Annotated in this window: 11 protein-coding genes; 5 read left to right on the top strand and 6 right to left on the bottom strand. The window is 72.0% G+C overall.

Features of this window, described 5'->3' with window-relative positions; all coding sequences use genetic code 11:
• Window positions 1–68 precede the first annotated feature (68 nt).
• From M1203_RS13205 to M1203_RS13215, 3 genes are all read left to right on the top strand, one after another.
• Window positions 69–917, top strand: a complete 849-nt coding sequence (locus tag M1203_RS13205) for a metallophosphoesterase (RefSeq protein WP_249949822.1) — start codon at window positions 69–71, stop codon at window positions 915–917.
• On the top strand, window positions 914–1,597 hold the full coding sequence (locus M1203_RS13210; RefSeq protein WP_249949823.1) for a 4'-phosphopantetheinyl transferase superfamily protein: 684 nt from the start codon (window positions 914–916) through the stop codon (window positions 1,595–1,597). The genes M1203_RS13205 and M1203_RS13210 overlap by 4 nt, the downstream gene beginning before the upstream one ends.
• Window positions 1,598–1,672: 75 nt before the next feature.
• Window positions 1,673–2,473 carry an SGNH/GDSL hydrolase family protein gene (locus tag M1203_RS13215; protein WP_249949824.1) on the top strand — a complete coding sequence of 267 codons (801 nt, stop codon included), beginning with the start codon at window positions 1,673–1,675 and terminating at the stop codon, window positions 2,471–2,473.
• 115 nt (window positions 2,474–2,588) lie between these two features.
• Here M1203_RS13215 and M1203_RS13220 read toward each other — a convergent pair whose 3' ends face one another.
• The 6 genes from M1203_RS13220 to M1203_RS13245 all read right to left on the bottom strand — a co-directional run bounded on the left by M1203_RS13220 (window position 2,589) and on the right by M1203_RS13245 (window position 18,279).
• Window positions 2,589–4,436, bottom strand: a complete 1,848-nt coding sequence (locus tag M1203_RS13220) for an ABC transporter ATP-binding protein (RefSeq protein WP_249949825.1) — start codon at window positions 4,434–4,436, stop codon at window positions 2,589–2,591.
• A gap of 67 nt (window positions 4,437–4,503) precedes the next feature.
• Window positions 4,504–5,688, bottom strand: a complete 1,185-nt coding sequence (locus M1203_RS13225; protein WP_249949826.1) for a glycosyltransferase — start codon at window positions 5,686–5,688, stop codon at window positions 4,504–4,506.
• On the bottom strand, window positions 5,685–6,494 hold the full coding sequence (locus M1203_RS13230; RefSeq protein WP_249949827.1) for an alpha/beta fold hydrolase: 810 nt from the start codon (window positions 6,492–6,494) through the stop codon (window positions 5,685–5,687). The genes M1203_RS13225 and M1203_RS13230 overlap by 4 nt, the downstream gene beginning before the upstream one ends.
• A gap of 4 nt (window positions 6,495–6,498) precedes the next feature.
• Window positions 6,499–6,840, bottom strand: a complete 342-nt coding sequence (locus M1203_RS13235; RefSeq protein ID WP_249949828.1) for an acyl carrier protein — start codon at window positions 6,838–6,840, stop codon at window positions 6,499–6,501.
• Window positions 6,830–11,368 carry a type I polyketide synthase gene (locus M1203_RS13240; protein ID WP_249949829.1) on the bottom strand — a complete coding sequence of 1,513 codons (4,539 nt, stop codon included), beginning with the start codon at window positions 11,366–11,368 and terminating at the stop codon, window positions 6,830–6,832. The genes M1203_RS13235 and M1203_RS13240 overlap by 11 nt, the downstream gene beginning before the upstream one ends.
• A gap of 5 nt (window positions 11,369–11,373) precedes the next feature.
• A complete protein-coding gene (locus M1203_RS13245; protein ID WP_249949830.1) occupies window positions 11,374–18,279 on the bottom strand; it encodes a type I polyketide synthase in 6,906 nt (2,301 codons plus the stop codon).
• 702 nt (window positions 18,280–18,981) lie between these two features.
• On the opposite strand from M1203_RS13245, the gene M1203_RS13250 reads away from it, so the two are divergent.
• Window positions 18,982–19,974 carry a glycosyltransferase family 2 protein gene (locus tag M1203_RS13250; protein ID WP_249949831.1) on the top strand — a complete coding sequence of 331 codons (993 nt, stop codon included), beginning with the start codon at window positions 18,982–18,984 and terminating at the stop codon, window positions 19,972–19,974.
• 91 nt (window positions 19,975–20,065) lie between these two features.
• On the top strand, window positions 20,066–21,604 hold the full coding sequence (locus tag M1203_RS13255; RefSeq protein ID WP_249949832.1) for a DUF6056 family protein: 1,539 nt from the start codon (window positions 20,066–20,068) through the stop codon (window positions 21,602–21,604).
• Window positions 21,605–21,607: the final 3 nt, after the last annotated feature.

The following is a 21,607-nucleotide window of genomic DNA, read 5'->3' on the forward strand; positions in this document are numbered from 1 at the left end:
GTAATCTCGAAGGGTCAGCGTGCCGGTCCGATGACCGGCGTGCGAGCCCGACCGATAAGGACGGTATTGTGCCCGACGGAAAACTCCTCGCCGTCAGCGATCTGCATGTCGTGTACGACGAGAACCGCGCTCTGGTCGAGGAACTGCGCCCGGCCTCGGACGACGACTGGCTGATCGTCGCGGGCGATGTCGCCGAGAAGTACGCCGATATCGAGTGGGCGCTGCGGCTGCTCAGCGAGCGGTTCGCGAAGGTGATCTGGGCGCCGGGAAACCATGAGCTGTGGACCCATCCCCAGGATCCGTGCGATCTGCGCGGCGAGAAGCGCTATCTCCATCTGGTGGAGCTGTGCCGGGGGCTGGGCATCGCCACCCCGGAGGACCCCTATCCCGTCTGGCGGGGCGCCGGCGGTCCGGCGGCGATCGCGCCGCTCTTCGTGCTCTACGACTACTCCTTCCGGGCGCCCGGCGCGACCACGACGGAGGAGTCGCTGCGGCTGGCCCATGAGGCGGGCGTGGTCTGCTCCGACGAGTACTTCCTGCACCCCGATCCGTTCGCGGGCCGGGACGCCTGGTGCTGGTCGCGCGTCGAGGAGACCGAGCGCCGCCTGTCGGCGATCGATCCGTCCCTGCGTACGGTTCTGGTCAACCACTTCCCGCTGGTCCGCGACCCCACGCGCATTCTGTACTACCCGGAGTTCGCCCAGTGGTGCGGTACGGAACTGACCGCCGACTGGCATGTGCGCTTCCGTTCCGCCGCCGTGGTCTACGGGCATCTGCACATCCCCCGGGTCACCTGGCACGACGGGGTGCGCTTCGAGGAGGTGTCGATCGGCTATCCGCGCGAGTGGCGCAAACGCCCGCCCCGGGAGCCGCTGCGCCAGATCCTGCCCGAGCCGGCCGGAGAGGTGGCCAGGTGATCGGGGAGGTACTGCCCGCCGAGGTCGCCGCCGAGGCGGCCTACGACGACGGGCACGAGCCGGGCGAAGAGCTGTTCCCGCAGGAGAAGGCGCTGGTGGCGAACGCGGTTCCCAAACGGCAGCGGGAGTTCACCACCGTACGGTTCCTGGCCCGGCGCGCGATGCGCCGTCTCGGGCAGCGGCCCGTACCGCTGCTCCCCAACCGGCGCGGGGCGCCCCAGTGGCCGGAAGGCATCGTCGGCAGCATGACGCACTGCGACGGCTACCGCGCCGCGGTGGTGGCCAGATCCGGGGAAACGGCGGCGCTCGGCATCGACGCGGAGCCCGACGCGCCGCTGCCCGACGGTGTGCTCGATGTCATCACGCTGCCGGCCGAGCGGACCCTGATCTCGACCCTCACCGAACGTCACCCCGGGGTCAGTTATGACCGGCTGATTTTCAGCGCCAAGGAAAGCGTCTTCAAGGTGTGGTATCCGCTCACCCAACGCGAACTCGACTTCTCCGAGGCGGAAATCGACATCGACCCGGTCGAACGGACCTTTCAGGCAAGGCTTCTGGTACCGGGCCCCTTCGTGGACGACCGTCATATCGGTGAATTCCAGGGCCGTTGGATCGCGGACCGGGGCCTGGTGGCCACCGCGATCCATGTGGCACATGAAACGTCATCAGTTTTTCATTGAATCCATCGTCACTCGCCGCCGTGAACTGCTATCCAAGTGGGGTCCTTGTCCCCCCACTCCTGGAGAAGAATCTCCGTGCGTTCAATAAAGGCACTGTTCGCCGTCTTTCTGGCCATCGTCGCGGCGGTCACGATCTCGCCGTCCGCGTACGCGGCCGACGGTAAGTACGTGGCGATGGGTGACTCGTACGCGGTCGCTCCCGGCACCCGTACCTACGACGACCCCAATCACGCGTGCCGCCGGGGCCCGCTGACCTACCCGCGGCTGTGGGCGGCTCAGCACAGCTCGGTGGCGTTCGTCGAGGCGTCGTGTTCGGGTGCGACCACGGCCGAGGTGATCAACTCCCAGATCCCGCAGCTCACCGCGGACACGACACTGGTGACGCTGCAGGTCGGCGGCAACGATGTCGGCTTTGTCGACGTACTGACCAACTGCGTCCTCACCATCGACGACCGGGACTGCCTCAACGGCGTCGCGCTGGCGAAGCAGGCGGCGGAGTCGGCTCTGTCCCCGGCGCTCGCGACGACCTACAGCGCGGTGCGTGCCGCCGCGCCCAACGCGAGAGTCATCGTCATCGGATATCCCCGGCTCTACACCATCGGGGGTTCCTGCGGAATTTTCGGACTGAGTGACACCGAACGTACCGCGCTGAACTCCGCGGCCGACACCCTGGCCTCCGTCATGTCCGCCCGTGCGGCGGCCGCCGGTTTTGAATTCCTGGACGCCCGACCGGTATTCGACCCGCACACGATCTGCTCGTCCGGTTCCACCTGGCTCACCAGCCTGGAATGGGACAAGATCAACGAGTCCTACCACCCGAACGCCGCGGGTCACCGCGACGGTTATCTGGCCGCTCTGAACGCCCTCACCGGCTGACGGAGCAACAGGCCCACCGGCCTGTCGATCACATAAGTGGGGGCGTTCCGCTTTCTTTCGCGGAACGCCCCCACTGCCATTTCCCTTGTGCCCTGTCCCCCGCCGTTTCTTTCTGTCAGCGCGGCCCGTCGGCCGCCCATGCGTCGATGCCCTCATCGCCCTCGCTCACCAGCATCTGGGAGGAGGCGAGTTCGCGGTAGAGGACATCGGCCTCGACCAGCTCCGCGTGGGTTCCCGCCGCGCGCACCAGACCGTGTTCGAGTACCACGATCTGGTCGGCCCCGGTCACGGTGGACAGCCGGTGCGCGATCAGGATCACGGTGCACCGTCTGGCCGCCTGGTCCACCGCCTCCCGCAGCGCCCGTTCGTTGCTCGCGTCGAGCTGGGCGGTGGCCTCGTCCAGGAGCAGCACCTCCGGCCGGCGCAGCAGCGCACGCGCGATGGCCAGCCGCTGCCGCTCACCGCCCGACAGCGTCACACCGCGGTTGCCGACCTCGGTGCGCAGTCCTTCGGGCAGCCGGTCGATCAGGGAGTCGAGCCGGGTGAGCCCGAGGACCTCCGCGATGTCCTCGTCCGACGCGCCGGTCGCGGCGTAGCGCAGATTGTCCTCGATGGTGCCGGCCATCACGGGCGATTCCTGCTCCACATAGGCGATGCGCCTGCGCACCTCCGACCGGGGCAGGGTGGCGATGTCGACGCCGTCGATCAGGATCTGTCCGGCGGCCGGTTCGTGGAAGCGCTGGAGCAGGGCGAACATCGTGGTCTTGCCCGCACCGGAGAGTCCGACCAGCGCGGTCTGGGTGCCGCCTGCGACGGTGTACGAGATACCGCGCAGGGCGGATGCGCGGCCGGGGTAGGCGAACCGTACGTCCCGGAACTCGACCGGCGGCGCGCCGGGCGCGGCCAGGGCGGCGGCGCGCGGGTCGTCCACATCGTCCTCGACCGGCATGTGCTTGACCTGCTCGATACGGCCGACGGCGCCGAGCCCCTGTTGCAGCATGCTCAGCCCGGCGACCAGTGAGCCGACAGGGCTCGCCAGATAGAACACGTACAGCAGGAAGGCGATCAGGGCGGAGGCTTCGAGGTCGCCGGAGGCCACCAGCGCGCCGCCCACGCCGAGCACCGCGAGGAACGCCGCCTGGATGGACACCCCGGAGAGGACCTTCACCAGCGCGACATAGCGGGCGCCGGCCAGTCCGGCGCGGTAGGCGCCTTCGATGGCGTCCCCGGCGCGTGCTGTCTCCCTGCCCTCGGCGCCGTTGGCCTTGACGGTCCTGGCGGCGCCGAGCGTACGGTCCAGTGCGGCGCCCACCGCGCCGACCGACTCCTGGGCGCGGGCGACCGCTTCACGGATCCGGGGCAGGACGAGCGTCATCACCAGCGCGACGGCGATCAGGACGCCGGCGGTGACCCCGAGCAGTCCCGGATGCACCACGCCCATCAGCACCACCGCGCCGAGAATGCTGAGCACGCCGTTGGAGACCATCACCAGCCCCTCGGTGGCGGCGTTCTGGACGAGGGCGCTGTCGGAGGTGACGCGCGAGATGAGGTCGCCCGGAGGACGGCGGTCCAGCTCGGGTACGCGCAGCCGTATCAGCCGGAACACCAGGTCGCGGCGGATCTGCCGGACCACACGCTCCGAGGTGCGCTGCTGCCACCAGGACTGGAGTCCGGTGAGCCCGGCGCCCAGGACGACGAGCGCGGCCAGCAGCAGCACGGGCCCGAGCACCCCGCGTCCGTCGCTCAGTCCGTCCAGTACGTGCTGGGCCACCAGCGGTTGGACGAGTCCGGCGGCGCTGGCGGCCAGCACGAGGAGCAGCGTGGCGAGCAGCACCGTCCGATGCGGGCGGGCGTAGCGCAGCAGTACGCGCAGCGGGGGCGTCGCGGGCGGCTCGGGGGGCTGGGCCGGCGCGGGTGGCCGAGGGGTCCCGGCCGTCGTGGGAGGAGCGGAAACCGTTGTCATGGGGGGTCCGGGTTCGCTGGTCGGGAGGGGGTTCACCGGGGGGAGAAGGGGTGGGGAGTGGGGGTGTTCAGTGGGTCGCGGGGACGGGTACGTGGTGTGCCGCGATCCGCTCCAAGTGGTCGGCGGCGGTGACCTGGCCGCCCGCCGCGCGGAAGGACCTGCCGATCGCCTCGGCGGCGGCGCGGTGGCCGGAGGCGCTGTCCAGTACGGTCTCGACGGCCGTGGCCAGCCGGGCGGCGTTCACCCGGTTGAAGCGGACCCGCACCCCCGCGCCCGCGTCGACCACCTGTTGCGCGACGATGGGCTGGTCGTCGCGGATGGGGGCGAGGACGAGCGGCAGCCCGTGCCACAGCGACTCGCACACGGTGTTGTGTCCGGCGTGGCAGACGACGGCGTCGGCCCGTGCCAGCAGATCGAGTTGGGGCACATGGGCGCGTACGAGGATTCCCGGTGGCACCGCCGAGAGCGTATGGCCGGGGTCGACCACGACACCCTGTACCGCGTCCCCGAGCCCGTCGAGGGCGGTGACGGCCTCCGCCAGGAACCGGCCGCCCGCGTCCGCGTTGGCCGTGCCGAGCGAGACGAGAACGGTGGGGCGCCCCGGATCCAGTTCCTCCCACGGGAAGTCGGAGCGGTCGGCGCGCGGCGCGATGGCCGGTCCGACCAGATGTGTCCGCTCCCAGGGCAGCGGCGCGTCACCGAGCAGTTCGCGCCCGGTGAAGGCGATGACACCGTACGGGGAGAAGCGCGGGTCGGCCGTGCTCGCCGGGTCGCCGATACGCGCGCGCAGCGCGCCGAGCAGCTCATCGAGCCAGGCGGCCACCTTGGGCATCCCCGCCAGCGGGTCGATGAGTTCGGCCGAGGTCGTCGCGGAGGTGACGTAAGGGATGCCCCTGCGCTCCGCGATCAGCGCGCCCGCCACGGCGTGCTGGTCGCCGAGGACGACATCCGGGCGGAACGCGTCGATGGCGTCCTCGACCCCCGGCGCCATCCGGTCGGCCAGCGGGACGAAGAACTCCTCCCACAGGAACCGGAAGGCGGCGGGTCCGGTCAGCCCCGGCGGCCTGACCAGTCCGTTCTCGGGCATGGGGCAGTCGAGGGCGGTGGCGTCCTGTCCGGCGAGCCGGCGGATCTGCTCGGCATGGCCCGCCCACGCCACCGGATGCCCCCGCCGGGCGAGTTCACCGGCCACCCCGACCAGCGGGTTGACATGCCCGACCAGGGGTGGGACGACGAGCAGGAAGCGGGTCACCGCACCGCCCCGGCGAGGGTGTGTTCCCGTACCCACTCCAGGATCAGGTCCCGGGTCTCCTCGGTGCGCTCCACGAGTACGGAGTGGCCCTGCTCGGCCAGGACCACGGTGCGGCAGGAGGCCAACTTCGCTTCCAGGGAGTCCACTTGGGCGCTCAGGCCGGACTCGTCGCCGAAGATGGCCAGCACCGGGCAGTCGAGCGCGGAGAGATCGTCGTCGATGACGCGTCCGGCGGGGATGTCCTCGGCCAGGGTGGTGACCCGCAGGATACGGCCGGCGCCCCGGGAGAGCCGGGCGGTGTGCGCGCCGTGATGGGCGGAGATCCAGCCGATGACATCCTCGCGGGCGAGCTGGCTCTTGGCGTCCGCGAGCCCGTCGGCCATGTGCCGGGTCCACTCCGTGACCGGCGGCTCGGACTCGATCATGGTGACCGTGGCGACCCGGTCGGGGTGCCACGCGGCGAGCGCGGCGGCCACCGTACCGCCGAAGGAGTTGCCGACGACATGCACCCGGCGGGTCTCGCCGAGCGCGTCGAGCAGTCCGGCGAGGTCGGCGACGAAGGACTCCAGACGGTAGCCGGTGGCCGGCCGGTCGCTGCGGCCGTGGCCACGCAGGTCGTACATGATCACGTCGAGGCCCGCGGCGGCGAAGGCCGGGCCCAGGGTGAAGTAGTAGCTGGCCAGGCTGTCGGTGAGCAGACCGTGCACGAACACGACGACGGGCGTCTCACCGCCGTCCGCGGGCCGGGTGGCGGCGGGGAGCCGCTGCACATGTGTGGTGATCTCGCCGGTACGGATCTTCGTCATCGGTTCAGCCCTGTCCTGTGGCGGTGGAGCGCAGCGACGCCGCGACATAGTCGGCCAGCTCACCGACGGTGAGGGCGATGATCTCGTCGAGTTCGAGATCGGCGATGAACAGGGCGAGGTTGACCCGGTCCCCGTAGTGCTCGCGCAGGATGCCGGCGAGCGTCACCAGATCGATGCTCTCCAGTTCGAGATCGTCGTGGAAGGTGGTCTCCCGGCTGATCTCGGCGTCGTCGAGTCCGTCCTGCGCCAGCAGTTCGCGCAGCATCCGGGTGATGTCCGCCAGCACAGCGGCATCATCGCTGTCCAGCGGCTCCGTGGTCATGATCCCGATCGCCTCAGTGCTCATCAGACTCTCCTGTCTCGTTGTCATCGGTCGTCCAGGCGACGATGTACTGCCGCTCGGGCAGTCCCGGTGGATTGGCCACCTGCCGGGCACTCACCTCGTACGCCCGGCCCTCGGTCACCACGCGCAGCCTCTGCGCGTCCGCCGCCACCACGCGGTAGTCCCGGGGTCTGCCGCGCAGACCGGTGCCGCGTGCCTTGGCCACGGCCTCCTTGGCCGTCCAGAACCGGGTGAACCAGCCGGGCCCGCTGTCCGGGGCCGCTGCCACCAGCCCGTCCAGCAAGGCCAGTTCGCCGCTGTCGCAGGCCATCTCGGCGGCGGATCTCGGCCGGTCGGTGATCTCCTCGACGTCGATCCCGCACGATCCGCGCCGGGCGATGGCCACTCCGGTCTCCCGGCAGTGGGCGATCGACACGGTCAGCTCGCCCAGCGCGCGTCCGTGCACCCCCTGGGCGAGGGGCCGCCCCGAGTCGTCGTTGCGTACGGCGATCTCGGCCGGATAGATCTCGTCCGCGCCCTCCCGCCACAGGAGCCCGCGGATCGCGTCCTTGGCGGCGACCCGGCCGAGCAGCCACTGCCGACGGCGGACAGGGGGCAGTGCGTCATACCCGGCGCGTTCGGCGCCACCGAGCATATTGCGCATGATCAGCTCGCGGGTGGCCAGATCGGGCCAGCGCTCGTGCACCGTCGTCCAGCCCTCGGGCTCGGCCGTGGAGAGGGTGTTGCTGCCGGGGAAGCGGTCCACCGCGCGGATGTTGGGGTCGGTGTCGAACCTCCGGTCCTGCCACCCGGTGAACTCCGCCCAGACCCGGCCCTCGTGGACCAGCTGCATGTCCGCGGTGAGGGTGAGGTCGGTGATCTCGGTGATCCGGATCAGACAGTCCAGCCGCTCCCCCGGCTTCGGTTCCGGCCCGTGGAACCGGATCCGGTCCATCCCGATCGGGAAGACCGTGGTGCGCTCGGTGAGCGTCGCCATGATCCAGTAGCCGAGGAGCTGTCCGACGTTGTCGAGGAGGGCGCCGGGGGCGTCCGGCGCGGTGATGACGCCCCGTACCGACAGATCGCCGAGGGCGGTCAGTTCGCTGACGCCCTGGAAGCGCGGCCCGTGGAACATCCACCGTTCGCTGTAGAGCTGTTCGGCCCGCAGGCCGGGGGCGCGTTCGGCGGCCGGGTCCACCGGCCACGGCGCGGGCGCCGCCGGATAGCGCGGGGCCAGTTCGACCACTGCCCGGGAGTAGCCGGTCAGGCTCACCTCGACCCGGTCCGGCGCCTGCCGCCGTACCACCACGGGTACGTCGACGGACGGCATGGCCTCGATCCATTTCAGCAGCCGTACCTCGTGCACGGCGACGGCCCGCGTTCCGGGCACGGCGCGTTCGGCGATCTCCATGAGATGGCCGATGACGGTGGTGGCGGGCACGATCGGCCAGCGGTCGGCCTCGTCGGGCCATCCGGGGCGCTGCCGGAAGAAGCAGTGGTCGAGCAGGTACGGCATCGCGGCGACGTCCACCCGCAGGACCTCGGGGACCGGCGCCACGGCCGGGGCGGGGGCCGGGCCCGGAGCGGGCGTGCCCGTCGAGGGTCCCCGGCGGGCCGGTGCGGGGCGCCGGTGCGTGGCGCCCGCGCCGATGAGTTCGTTCGCGACGGCCGCGGTGTCGTGCAGCAGCGCGGAGAGTTCCGCGGCCACGGGGAACCGCGCGCCTGCCCGGCCGAGCAGTTCCAGCGCCCCGCCGTCGGCGACGGCGAGCGCGGGCGAGGCCGTGGGGGTGACGGTCCTGGAAAGGCTCCCGGTCAGCGCCTTCCTGGTCCGCTCCGGAAGGGAGACGAGGGCCCCGCCGAGATCGAGACGTACCCCTGGCCGGGCCGGCCGCGCGGTCGCGGTACGGACCGCCGTCGCGGTCACGGGCCCCAGCAGCGGCGCGACATCGGGAGCGGCGCCGTCCGCCCAGAGCGCGGTGACCACCCGGCGCAGCTGCGCCAGACTGTCCCTGGCCGTGGAGTGGGCGGAGACGACGAGCCGGTCCTCGCCCGCCAGGGTGTCGTCGATCAGCGAGCCCAGCTGCCCCGCGCCCAGTTGGATGAACGCGCGGTACCCCGCCTGGTGCATCGCGGCGATCATGAGCCGGAACCGCACCGGTTCGAGCAGATGCCGGACGAACAGCTCCCGTACGGCGGCCGGTTCCGCCGGGTAGGGCGCGGCGGTGGTCGCGGACCAGACCGGGGTGGTCTGAGGGTGGAGGGTGTAGGTCTCCGCCGCGCGCCGGATCGGATCGAGGTACGGCGCGAGCATCGGGGTGTGGAAGCCGGACCGGAACGGCAGCACCTGCCCGATCACGCCCTGGCCCCTCAAGCGCAGGACCAGTTCGCCCACGGCCTCCTCCGGGCCGCAGATCATCGACTGGTTCGGCGCGTTGTCGTGCGAGAGCACCACATCGGTACGGCCGCCCAGCTCGGCCGGCACCTTGTCGGCGGGCATCCCGAGCACGGCGAAGACGGCGCCGGGCACGCGCAGCGCGTCCGGGTCGAAGCCCGCGAGGAAGGTGTCCACCTCGTCGGCGGCGTGGATGCCGCCGCAGGCCATGGCGGTCCACTCCCCCACGCTGTGCCCGGCGACCGCGTCGGGCACGACGGCGAGCCTGCGCAGCGCGGTGTCGAGGACACGCCCGAGCTGGAACACCGCGGCTCCATGGCGTCCCACATCGCCGACCCTGGCGTCCTCGCCGGCCGACCACGAGAGACCGAACCGCTCGGCCAGCTCGGCCACTTGGGGCTCGAACTCCGCTTCGAGGCCCGGGAAGACGAACGCGGTCCGTCCGCCACCGGCCGGACCGAGCAGTGGGCGCGGGCTGAACCACACATCGCTGCGGCCACGCCAGGCGGCGCCCTTGGTGACGGCCTTGCGTGCCAGCTTCAGCCGGCGCGCGGTCGGGTCGACGATGCCGAGCCGTACGGTCCCGGCCGCCGGAGCGCGCTCGTCGAGCCCGGCCGCGAGGACGGTGGAGTCGTCGGCGGCCAGCAGGTCGGCCAGCTCCGCGGTGCTCGCCGCGGCGAGCCGCAGCACCCGCTCGGGCTCGGTCACCGTCGTACGGGCCTTCCGGGCGGCGGGGGCGGTGGCCGGCTGCTCCAGTACGACATGGGCGTTGATACCGCCGAAGCCGAAGGCGTTGACGCCCGCCCGGCGCGGGGCGCCGGTCGCGGGCTCCGCCCAGGGCCCGGCCTTCGCCAGCGGGGCGAACCGGGTGCCGTCCAGTGCCGGGTTCGGCTCGTCGCAGTGCAGGGTCGGGGGCAGCACCCCGTGGTGGATCGCCAGCGCCGCCTTGATCAGCCCGGCGATCCCGGCGGCCGGCATGGTGTGCCCGATCATGGACTTCACCGAGCCGATGGCCGCCCGCTCGCCCATGGCCGGGCCGAACACCTCGGCGAGCGTGGTCAGTTCGGCGCGGTCACCCGCGACGGTGGCGGTGCCGTGTGCCTCCAGCAGCCCCAGGGCGTCGGCCGCGCGCGGGTCGAGACCCGCCGCGTCCCACGCCTGCCGTACCGCGCGGATCTGGCCGCCGGGGTCGGGGTTGAAGAGGCTGGCGGAGCGGCCGTCGCTGGCCACTCCCGTCCCGGACACCACGGCGTAGACACGGTCGCCGTCCCGCTCGGCGTCCGCGAGCCGTTTGAGCACCACGACACCGGTGCCCTCACCGATCAGCACCCCGTCGGCGCCGGCGTGCAGCGGACGGATCCGCTCGCTCGGCGAGAGCGCGCCGAGCTGGCTGAACACACTCCAGAGGGTGATGTCGTGGCAGTGGTGCACACCGCCGGCCAGCATGACATCACAACGCCCGGCGGCCAGTTCACGGACCGCGTGGTCGACCGCCACCAGCGAGGAGGCACAGGCGGCGTCCACGGTGTAGGCGGGGCCGCGCAGATCGAGCCGGTTGGCGACGCGCGAGGCGGCCAGATTGGGCACGAGCCCGATGGCCGACTCCGGCTGCTCGGGGCCGAGTTGGGCGGCGAAGGCCGCCCGTACCTCCTCGATCCTGTCCTCGCCGAGCTCGGGCGCCAGCTCACGGAGCGTACGGACGACCTGGCCCGCCGTACGCACCCGCTGGTCGAGCCGGACCAGACCGGGCGTCAGATAGCCGCCCCGGCCCAGGACGATCCCGGCGCGCTGCCGGTCGGCGGGGAGTACGGGGTCCCCGCCCGCGTCCTCGATGGACCGGTGGGCGACATCGAGCGCGATCAGCTGGTCGGGCTCGGTGCCCGCCACGGAGGTGGGCATGATGCCGAACCGCGTGACATCGAACTCGGCTTCCTGGTCGACGAATCCGCCGCGCCGGCAGTACACCCGGTCGCTGCGCCGGGGCCCGTCGGGCGCGTAGAACTCCCCGTCCCAGCGGTCGGCCGGTACGTCACTGATCGCGTCGACCCCGTTGACGATGTTGTGCCAGTAGCTGTCCAGGTCCCGCGCGCCGGGGAAGAACGCGGCCATCCCGACGATGGCCACCGGTGTCCCGGAGCCCGCGGACGTCCGCGGACGCATCCCGGTCACCAGCCGGAGGCGGTGTAGACCGCGGCGTGCACCGAGGGGGCGCCCCAGGCGAGTTCACGCAGGAGGCTCAGCGGACCCTCTTCGGGGTCGATGAGCTTGATGCCGCGCGACGCGTACGAGCGCATCAGCTCCGGGGTGACCATGCCGCCGTTCGTCTCGGCCGCGGCCCAGGGGCCCCAGTGGACGGTGAGTCCGCGCCGGTCGGCGGTGGACCAGCGCCGTCCCAGCTCCTCCAGCGCGTCGTTGGCGGCGGCGTAGTCGGACTGCCCCCGGTTGCCGAGCGCGGCGGCGATGCTGCCGAACAGTACGGCGAAGCGTGGCCCGGTGGGCAGCGAGTCGACCGCGTCGAGCACCGCGCGCGCCCCGCCCACCTTGGTGGAGAACACCCGGCGGAACGACTCGACCGGCTTCTCGGCGATCAGCTTGTCCTCGATGACCCCGGCGGCGTAGACGACACCGTCGAGCCTGCCGTGCTCGGCGTGGATGTCCTTGACCGTGGCCCGTACCGCCTCACCGTCGAGCACATCGACGCAGTGGTAGCGGACCTGGCTGCCGAGCGCCCGCAGTCCGGCGATCGTGTCCCGCACCTCGCGCGCGGCGAGCGTGGCGGACACCCGGCGCTCGATCTCGGCGGGCGAGGCCGGTCCGGCGGCGAGGAAGACGGCCCGCAGCCCGGCGCGGTCCGTGGCTCCGGCGGTCGCCGGGTCCTCGGTGCCGGCGGGGACCGGTGTGCGGCCCATCAGTTCGATACGGCACCGGCTGACGGAGGCGATCGTACGGGCGAACCGCGCGGTGATCCCGCGTGCTCCGCCGACCAGCAGGACGACGGCGTCCCGGTCGAGCCCCGCCGCCTCGGCCTCCGCGACCCCGTCACCGGCCGGGCCCGCGCCGGTGGCGGCCAGCGAGCCCAGGTCGGTGAGGGTCAGCCGCAGGGCGCGCCGGGTACCGCCGTCGGTCAGGACGACCGGCTCGCGTTCCGTGGCGGCGAGTTCGGTGACCAGTGCGTCGGCGATCGCGTCCGGTGCGGCGCCGGGCGCCACCTCGACCAGGGTCGCGGCGAGCTCGGGGTACTCCCGGGCGACGCTGCGGAAGAAGCCGCGCAGACCGCTGGCCGCGCCCTCGGTCCTGCGCTCGACGGCGAGCAGCCGGCGCGGTGCGCCGGCCAGCACGCTCTGGAAGAGCGGGAAGGCCTCGGGCAGCGGCGCCTCGGCCGCGTCGAGGGCGTCCAGACAGAGCACGGCGTCGGCGCCGCCCTCGGGCAGCTCTCCACTGGGTATGAGCCGGGGCACAGCGCCGGCCGCGCGCAGCCGGTCGGCCACGACCGGGGCCAGCTCACCGCCGCCCAGGACCAGCACCGTACTTCCGCTGTCCACGGTCCCGGTCACCGCCGGCAGTTCGGCCTCGGTGAACTCCAGCCGCTGCGGCGGCACGATCTCGGCAGCGGGCCCGGCGGGCGAGCCGGATGTCCCGGACTCGGCGGGACCCGCCTTGGGGGCAGACGTCTCGGCGCTCTCCCCTCCACCGAGCCGGGTGGCGAGGAGTCCGGCGATCCCGGCGGCCGTGCGGGCCGCGCTCAACCCGTCCAACTCCGCACCACCGTCGACCGGCAGACCCAACCGGACCGCCAACTCACCCGCGATCTCCGTCCGCTTGATCGAGTCCACACTCAGATCCGCTTCCAGATCAAGATCAGGCTCGATCATGTCCACCGGATAACCCGTACGCTCCGCCACCACCGCCAACACCGCGCCCAACACCGCCGCACGATCCAGCACCGGAGCGGCGACAGCCGGCGCCGGAGGAGCGGTCGTGACGACAGCGGTCGTGACGACAGCGGTCGCGGGGACAGGCGCGGCGGGCAGTGCGACGGGGGCGGACAGCTGGGGCGCGGCGGCGTGGACGGCCGGCCGGTCCACCGGGACGGCCGCGGGGCCGCCGAGATAGCTCAGCATGACGTCTCGCTGCGCCGCCACCAAGTCCCTGCTGGTGCGCAGGAATTCGGCGACGAGTGCGTCGGGACCCGACGCCGCGGCGCCGTGGTGGGCGTGGTTCTCCGGCACGATCAGCTCCGTAACGGGTCGGGCGGGGTGCAGGGCGTTGGGGGGAATGGTGCCGTCGGCGAGACGGACGAGCTGGCCGTCCACCGTCCAGCCGGCGGTGCGCTCGGGGACCGCGCTCTCGGGGTCGACGGCGTCGCGTCCCTGGAAGAGCCGGGCGGTGCGGACATCGGCTCCGCCGACGGCGAGCTGGGCCAGGGCGGTGAGGAAGCCGGTCAGTCCGGCGCCCCGGCCGCCGTCGAGCGGGACCGTACGGTGCGGGCGGTCGCCGAGGACCGCCGAGACCAGCCCGCTCAGTACGCGGCCGGGCCCCACCTCGGCGAAGACCCGGGCGCCCGCCGCGTACATGGCCTCGATCTGCTCGGTGAACCGGACGGGCGCGCCGATCTGCGCGGCGAGACCGGCCCGGATCGCCTCGGGGTCCGGCGGATACGACTCGGCCGTGCGGTTGGCCCAGACGTCGAAGGCGGTCGGGTGGACGGTCATGGACGCCAGGCGGTCGGCGAAGGCGTCGCCCGCGCCGGCCAGCAGGGGGCTGTGGAAGGCACAGGCCACCTGGAGCGGTTTCGCCGAGTAGCCCGCGTCCCGCAGATGGGTGACGGCGGCGGCCATCGGCTCGGTGGGGCCCGAGATGACGGTCTGCCGGGGCGCGTTGTGGTTGGCGGCGACGACGTCCCCGGCGAGACCGGCCCGCCGCAGCACGTCCTCGACCTGCTCGACGCCGGCGGTGACGGCCGCCATCGTGCCGGCGTCGCCGTCCGCCACCTGGGCGAGGATCGCCTCGGCGCGGGCGGCGCTCGCGGTGAGGACGTCCTGGGGTGCGAGCGCGCCGGCCACGCCGAGCGCGACCAGTTCGCCATAGCTGTGGCCCGCGGCCATGGCCGGGCGTACGCCGAGGGAGGCGAGCAGTTCGGCGGCGGCGAGTTCGACCACACCGAGCGCGGGCTGGGCGACGGAGGTGTCGGTGATCCGGGCCAGCTGGCCGGCCTTCGTCTCCTCGTCGAAGGCGGCCGGCGGGTAGAGCGCGTCCGACCAACGGGCGCCGAGCTGGAGGTAACGCTGCAACTCGGGGAAGGCGACGAAGAGTTCGGCGAGCATGCCGGGGCGCTGGCTGCCCTGTCCGGGGAAGAGGAAGGCGAGCTTTCCGGGTGCCTCGCCGTCCGTGCCGGTGGAGCCGGTCGCGGTGTCGTCACAGGTATGCAGCCCGGCCTCCGGGTCGTGCTCCCCGTCGGCGGCCCTGCGCAGCAGTCCGGGCAGCGCGGTGAGGGTCGGTGCCACGACGGCGATCCGTACCGGCTCGTCGCGTACCGCGGCCTGGTCGCTTCGATGGGCCGCGTGACGCGCGTAGTCGCGCAGGCGCCATGCGCCTCCGCGCTGGATCAGCTCAAGGAGCGCGCGGGCCGCGCGGCGCGCCGCGGCGGCGTCCCGGCCACGGAACGTGAACAGCTCCGCGGGCCAGGTGTCCAGCGTATGGGCGGCCGGCGCCTGGTCGTACGCGCGTAGAACGACATGGAAATTCGTGCCGCCGAATCCGAAAGCGCTCACTCCCGCGATACGGTCCGCGGGCTCGGCGGCCCACGGCCTGGCGGCGGTGTGGAAGACGAACGGGCTGCTGTCGCCGTCCCAGGCCGCGTTGGGCTCCCGCACGTGCAGGGTCGGCGGCTTCACCCCGTGGTAGAGAGCCAGGGTGGTCTTGATCAGTCCGGCGAGTCCCGCCGCGCACTTGGTGTGGCCGATCTGGGACTTCACCGAGCCGATCGCGCAGCCGGCCGGCTCGGCCCCGGCTTCGGTGAACACCTCGGTCAGCGTGGCGAGTTCGGTGCGGTCGCCGACGACGGTGCCGGTGCCGTGCGCCTCGATCAGTCCGACATCGGCGGGGGACACACCGGCGTTGCGGTAGGCGCGGGTGAGCGCGGAGCGCTGGCCGGCCGGGCGGGGCGCGGTCAGGCCGAGCGCCCGGCCGTCGCTGGCGCTGCCGACGCCGTCGATCACCGCGTAGATCCGGTCTCCGTCGCGCTCGGCGTCGGCCAGCCGCTTGAGCGCCACACAGGCCACGCCCTCGCCGAGCGCGATGCCGTCGGCGGCGCCGTCGAAGGTGGCGGAGCGGCCGGTCGGGGAGAGCGCGTGCACGGAGGAGAACAGCAGATAGTCGTTGATGCCGTTGTGCAGGTCGGCGCCGCCGCAGAGCACCAGATCGCTGGTGCCGGTGATCAGTTCCTTGCAGGCCACGTCCACGGCGGTGAGCGAGGACGCGCACGCCGCGTCCACGGTGTAGTTGGCGCCGCCGAGGTCCAGCCGGTTGGCGATCCGGCCCGCGATGACATTGGCGAGCATCCCGGGGAAGGAGTCCTCGGTCAGCCGGGGCAGCTGTTCGTCGAGCGCGGACGGGATCGTGCCGACATATCCGGGCAGCACCGTGCGCAGGGTCGTCGCGTTGGACAGATCGCTGCCCGCCTCCGCGCCGAACACCACCGAGGTACGGGCGTGATCGGTGTCCGCGCCGTCGTACCCGGCGTCGGCGAGCGCGCGCCGCGCGGCCTCCAGCGCGAGCAGCTGTACGGGTTCGATGCTGGCGAGCGAGGCCGGCGGGATGCCGTAGCGCAGCGGGTCGAAGGGGATCTCGGGCAGGAATCCGCCCCAGCGGGAGGGGGTGTGCTCACCGTCGCCGTCCGGCGCGTAGTACCGCTCCGCGTCCCAGCGGTGGGCCGGGACCTCGGTGACGCAGTCCTTCCCCGCCAGGATGTTGGCCCAGAACTCGGCGAGGTCGGGGGCGCCGGGGAACATGCCCGCCATGCCCACCACCGCGATCCGCAGCGGCTCGGGGGCGCTCCGGGCGGCATCGTCCACGCGGTCGAGCCCGAGTACGGTGCGCAGCTCCGCGGCCCGGGAGCGCAGCCATCCGGCGGCCCCGTCGGCGACGGACTCGTGGAGCGCCGCGACGGTGGTGACGGATTCGCGCAGGACGCAGACCTCCCCCGCCATGAACATGCCCTCGTCGGACTGGCGCGTCTCGTCGACCGGCCGCAGCTCGTCGCCGACCCGCTCGATGCCCTTGCTGGCGAGCCGGAGCCTGCCGACGTTGAACCGCTCCAGCTGTTCCCAGATCTCCCGGTCGGGCACGCCCTGTCCCCGCAGCTCGGCCTTGAGGCGCGCGAAGTCGCCGGTGATGGCGCTGTGGGCGCAGCGGGTGGCGTGCCCGGGGGCGGTCTCCAGCAGATCGGTCCGTTCGGCGGCGACGATACGGCGCTGGAAGAGCGGCTGGATGGCACCGGCCGCGACCGCCTCCTCGGTGAAGAGATACGCGGTGCCCATCAGCACGCCGAACGCGGCTCCCGCGCGGGTCAGCGGGGCGGCGAGGGCCGCCGCCATCGCGGCGGAGCGCGCGTCGTGGATGCCGCCGGCGAACAGAACGGTCAGCTCGGCGGCGGTCTCGTCGCCGTTCTCGGCGATGAAGTCGAGCAGGACCTCGGTCTGCGCCTCCCACAGCGGGAAGCTGTTGCGCGGCCCGACATGCCCGCCGCACTCGGCGCCCTCGAAGATGAACCGTCGCGCGCCGGCCGCGAGGAACTGCCGCAGCAGCCCCGGGGAGGGCACATGGAGGAAGGTGGTGATGCCCTCCGCCTCCAGCGCGGCGGCCTGGGCGGGCCTGCCGCCCGCGATGATCGCGTGCGTCGGCCGCAGTTCCCGTACGACCTCCAGCTGCGCGGATCTGATCTCCTCGTCGGCGAACCCGAGCACACCGACTCCACAGGGGGCGTCGCCGAGGGCTTCGCGGGTGCGCTCCAGCATCGTCCGGGTGCGGTCCGCGTTCGCGAGCGCCAGGGCCAGGAACGGCAGGCCGCCCCCGGCCGCGACGGCGGCGGCGAACTCCGGCTCGTCGCTGACCCGGGTCATCGGCCCCTGGGCGATGGGGAATCGGGTGCCGAGCGCCTGCGCGCCGGCCGAGTCCGCGGCCAGCGCGGCGGCGGGCCGGTCGTCCTCGACGGCGGCGGATATCGCCGCCCGGACGCCCCGTATCGCATCGCCCACCGACTTCCAGCGCCCGGCGAAGGAGGCCGCGAGGAAGGCGTCCTGACCGACCGGCAGGAACTGGGTGCGGGGATCGTCACTGCCGACCCTGGCGGCGAACTCGACCGGATCCGCGGGGAGTTCGGGGGCGCCGGGGCCACGTCGGCGCAGCACGCGGGTCCCGTGGTGCAGCACGGTCTCGGAGCCGTCGAGCCCGGTGAGCGCGCCGGTGAGCTCCGCGGGCAGGCCCGCCTCGTCGAACAGCGCGAGCTGGGTGTCGAGTACGACACCCGTCGCGCCTCCGGCGACAGCGGCGGCGGCCGTGTGCGGCCCGATACCACCGCAGGCCCAGACCGGCAGCGCGAGGTCAGGGTCCGCCAGTACCCGCTGGAGCAGGACGAACGTACTCAGCTCACCGGCCCTGCCGCCGCTTTCCGCACCGCGCACGATCAGTCCGGCGGCCCCGGCCGAGGCGGCCTGCCGCGCGCCCGCCGGATCGGTCACCTCCACCAGGACCCGGCGCCCGGCGAACTCTCCCGGTGCCCGCCCGGGGTCCGCCAGCAGCACGGTGTCCACCGCCTCGGGCAGATCCGCCGCGGTGACGGTGCAGCCCGGCCGTATGCGCACACCGAACGGCAGCGACGACCAGCGCACGGTGCGGTCGAGTGTGTCGGCGACGCTCCTCGGATCACCGGTGGACAGTTCGAGCACACTGAGCGCACCCGCCCGCGCCGCTGCGGCCGTCAGCCGTGGTGACGAGCGGTGGAGCGGGTTGACGGCGATGACCGACTGAGGCAGTGAGGACTCAATGGACGCGACGGATTCCGGCATCCGCATGAAGTCTCCCGGATCGAAGTGGGGGGTTGACCGTGGGGGGCAGACCATGAAGGTGACTGGCCGGTAGTTAACTGGCCTTGCCTCCCAGGGGTCAACTCGTCACACTCAGCGACGAGTTGCACATCGCCGCCGACCCACACACTCCGCGGCCGCAGAACCCTCGCGAGCGGGCAGCAATCGGACGCGCCGCCGGTGGCGGCAATCCGCGGATCATGTGCGTGATATCGACCTGTCATGCCCCTGAAATGCGGGATCCGTCTCAGGACCTTCGACTGTGCCGCATATCACAGCACACGGGTCTCGCATTCCATCGTCCGCCGCGCATGCCTACACGGCGTGACGATGCTGAAGAAACGCTTCAGCCGCCTCGGCGCCATGCCGTCGTGACGCTTGAGCAGGCGATAGATAAATCTTATAGTTGCCACCGCATCAGTGAACGCGGCGTGAACCGGAGGAAGAAGAGTGAGGAACGTTCCATCACAGCTCTTCCTGCCCATATGCCCGTCGGCCGGCACCCGCTGACATACACGTCCCCACGCGCGTACCGCGTTTTCCGTGACAGCTCCGGAAACCGTACGGGCGGGATCGGGTAACGCCCCCTCAACACCACGAACAGCACCGTAAAATCAACGGCTTTCCCTCGCGACCCGTTCCCTTTCGGTGACCATTCCTTCCCGCCCCATCACGGGTATGTGGAGTGAGATGACGACCCCTCAGATTTCCATTGTCGTACCGTGTTTCAACGAGAGCGAGGTGCTCGGCGCCTTTCACACCGCTCTGCTCGCCGCGCTCGAACCGACCCGGCAGACCCTGGAGATCTGCTACGTGGACGACGGCAGCGTGGACGGAACCAGACGGCAGCTCAGCGAACTGGCGGCGGCGGACCCGCGCGTCCGCTACACCTCCTTCAGCCGCAACTTCGGCAAGGAAGCCGCGATGCTCGCGGGACTGCGCATGTCCAGGGGCGACGCCGTCGTGCTCATGGACGCGGATCTCCAGCACCCCCCTGAGCTGGTGCCCCGCATGCTGGAGCTGCACCGGCACGGCTACGACCAGGTCGTGGCGCAGCGCGACCGCGCGGGCGAGAGCGCCCTGCGCACCGCGCTCAGCCGGGTCTACTACCGGCTGGTGCGGCGCTGTATGGATGTCCATGTCGTGGACGGGGCAGGTGATTTCAGACTGCTCTCGCGCCACGCGGTGAACAGCGTGCTGTCCCTGCCGGAGAGCAACAGATTCTCCAAGGGAATCTTCTCCTGGATCGGCTTCGACACCGCGAGCTTCACCTACCGAAATGTCCAGCGCGCGGCCGGCACCTCGAAGTGGGGCGGCCGGAATCTGCTGAACTACGGCATCGACGGGCTGCTCTCCTTCAACAGCCGCCCGCTGCGTCTCGCCATCCATACCGGTCTCTGGCTCTTTCTCTCCGCGCTCGTCTACGCGCTGTGGATCATCGCGAATGTCGCCCTCAACGGTGTGGACGCGCCCGGCTATACGACGCTCATGACCGCCATCGTGGCGCTGAGCGGAATTCAGCTCGCCACGCTCGGCGTCATCGGCGAGTACGTCGGGCGGATTTACCACGAGGCGAAGCGCCGTCCGCACTATGTGGTCCGGGAAACGGAATCGACGCGTACGCCCTTTCCGTCCGGTGCCCCGTCGGCGGCTTCCGTGGGACAAGCCCGTTCGGAGCGATAGGGCACCGGCGGGCGGCCGCGGGCCCGCCGGATACGGAACATTCCCGTCCGCTCCCGAAAGCCCCGTCCCCTCTCGAAAGGCAGTGGTGTCCATGGCCGCGGGCGCGTCGAGCGTCGTCATCCCGGAACAGCCGGGCGAAGGAACCGGGCGGAAGCGGGAGAACGGCCGCGGTCCATCCGTACCACCAGCACATTCCGCGCGTCCCGCGCGTTCCTGGCCGGGATACGCGCTACCGGTCCTGCTGACACTGCCTCTGGGCCTTCTCGGGTCGGCCTTCTGGCTCGGCCGCCATGTCCGTCCCAGCGCGGACGAGTGGTGCTTCCTGCCCAGCGTGCGCGATCACGGCATCGCGGCGCTGGTCGGGAAGTTCTACTTCACGGACAACGGACGGCTCGGCAACGGCCTGCTGGTCGGGGCGTACGCGAAGTTCGGGGTCGCGGGCCACCAGTGGTTCGGCCTGGTCAGTGGTGTGGTGATGCTGGGACTGCTGTGGGCCGTGACCGTACTGCTGCTGCGCCTTGCGGGCCGGACGGCGCCGCGCGGGGTACCACTGCTCGTCGCGTCGATGGTGACGGTGGTGTTTCTCTTCGCGAGCCTCAACACGTACAAGACCTTCTACTGGCCCGCCTCCTCCGTCTCGCACACCGCGGCGCCGGTACTGGCGTGCGCGGCGGCGGTGCCTCTGCTGTGGGCCCGATCGCGCCGGGGACGGGTCGTGGCGGCGGCCTCCGCTCTCGTCGTGGGCGTCTTCCTCGGCACACTCTCGGAGGAGACATCGGTCGTCGCGCTGGTCGTGCTGACGGCCCTGCTGCTGCTCAACCGCCAGATCCTCGCCCCCCGCGTACGGGCCCACGCGCGCGTCTGGTGCCTGGCCGGTGTGGCCGGGATCGGGATCGGCACACTGCTGCTGCTCACCTCCCCCGGATCGCGCAACCGCCGTGCGCGGTTCGACGCGGGCACCGCCTCGATGTTCGCGCCCGAGTCGCTGGCGGACTCGCTGGACGGGTATCTGGACATCCTCGGGACCCTGCTGACCAACTGGCAGTATCTGGGCGCCCTCGCGGCCGGTGTGCTGCTGGCGCTGCTGACCGGGAATCGCGAAGGGCGCGTTCCGGCGCTGCTGCCGTGCCGCCCGCTCTTCCTGCTGGGCGCGGGCACCGTCACCTTCCTGGTCGCCGGATACCTCTGCACCGTCATCACGTACCCGCTCTTCGGATCGCATGTGGTGGTCGCGCCCCGGACCTGGAACGACTACCTCCTGCTGTATGTGGCGCTTCTGGTGGGCGCCGGAGCACTCCTGGGACGGGCGCTGCGGGGACACACGAGGCGTACGGGTGTCGTCGCGACGGCCGCCGGGGCGGCGATGTGTGTCGCCGTGTGCGTCGGACTCGCCTTTCCGCTCGGCGAGTTGGGCGAGCAGATGCGGGTGCGCGCCGAGAAGTGGGACCACCAGGACCGGTGGCTGCGGGAGCAGGCGGCACAGGGCGCGCGGGTCCTCCCGTACAGGCCGCTGTCCGTCAGCGGAATGGGGGAACCCTTCGGACAGCGGGGAATCAGGGTCTGGCCGGCCCGCTGTGTCGCCGAGTACTACCACCTGAAGCGGATCACCTACACGGAGAGGCTTCCCTGACGT

The organism is Streptomyces sp. 35G-GA-8 (genome assembly GCF_023534745.1).
GTDB lineage: Bacteria > Actinomycetota > Actinomycetes > Streptomycetales > Streptomycetaceae > Streptomyces.

Coding starts and splice junctions, on each gene's coding strand:
- M1203_RS13230 (WP_249949827.1), bottom strand. CDS start 6,494: ATGACGAAGATCCGTACCGGCGAGATCACCACACATGTGCAGCGGCTC.
- M1203_RS13255 (WP_249949832.1), top strand. CDS start 20,066: ATGGCCGCGGGCGCGTCGAGCGTCGTCATCCCGGAACAGCCGGGCGAA.
- M1203_RS13245 (WP_249949830.1), bottom strand. CDS start 18,279: ATGCGGATGCCGGAATCCGTCGCGTCCATTGAGTCCTCACTGCCTCAG.
- M1203_RS13235 (WP_249949828.1), bottom strand. CDS start 6,840: ATGAGCACTGAGGCGATCGGGATCATGACCACGGAGCCGCTGGACAGC.
- M1203_RS13250 (WP_249949831.1), top strand. CDS start 18,982: ATGACGACCCCTCAGATTTCCATTGTCGTACCGTGTTTCAACGAGAGC.
- M1203_RS13240 (WP_249949829.1), bottom strand. CDS start 11,368: ATGCGTCCGCGGACGTCCGCGGGCTCCGGGACACCGGTGGCCATCGTC.
- M1203_RS13220 (WP_249949825.1), bottom strand. CDS start 4,436: ATGACAACGGTTTCCGCTCCTCCCACGACGGCCGGGACCCCTCGGCCA.